Source organism: Thiocystis violacea (genome assembly GCF_016583575.1).
In the GTDB taxonomy this organism is placed as follows: domain Bacteria; phylum Pseudomonadota; class Gammaproteobacteria; order Chromatiales; family Chromatiaceae; genus Thiocystis; species Thiocystis violacea.
The window spans coordinates 1-559 of record NZ_NRRG01000173.1; the positions used below are offsets into that span (position 1 = coordinate 1).

Consider the following 559-nt stretch of genomic DNA (forward strand, 5'->3'; position numbering starts at 1 on the left):
ACGGTGCGCCGAGGAACGCTGCCCAGTCGGAAACCATCTCCTGCAGCGGGGCGACGCGGACGAGTGCATCATCGGCACCCGAGAGGTGCGCGCGCGCGCTCGACCAGGCCCACTCCTCGGGGCGGGTGCACAGTCCCGCCCGTACCGGGTTGTTCTCGATGTAGCGAACGGCGGCGAGCAGCTGCGCTTCGTCGAGCACGAACGAGTGGAAGCGGTCCTGCCAGAGGTGGCCGGTCCAGCCTTCGCGTGAGTTGATCCGCCGCGTGTAGCGCCGATGCACGTCGGCGATCGCGGCACGCAGGCCGTCCGGGCTGTGGGGAACCATGATCAGGTGCACATGGTTCGGCATCAGACAGTACGCCAGCACCTCGGTGCCGCAAGCGGCGCAGGATGCAGCCATCAACGACAGGTAGGTGGCGTAGTCGTCCTCGCATAGGAAGGTCTGCTGGCGACGGTTGCCGCGCTGGGTCACATGGTGCGGGTAATCCGGCACTACGACACGTGCAATTCTGGCCATGAGATCGCTCCTATCGTGATGGGGGATGAGTTCAGTATAACG

1 protein-coding gene is annotated in these 559 nt (G+C 65.5%); it reads right to left on the reverse strand.

Annotation, left to right across the window (positions count from 1 at the left end; translation table 11 throughout):
• Window positions 1-517: REP-associated tyrosine transposase (locus CKO27_RS24040; protein WP_200377425.1), on the reverse strand; the 517-nt coding region annotated here is incomplete at its 3' end.
• Window positions 518-559 lie beyond the last annotated feature (42 nt).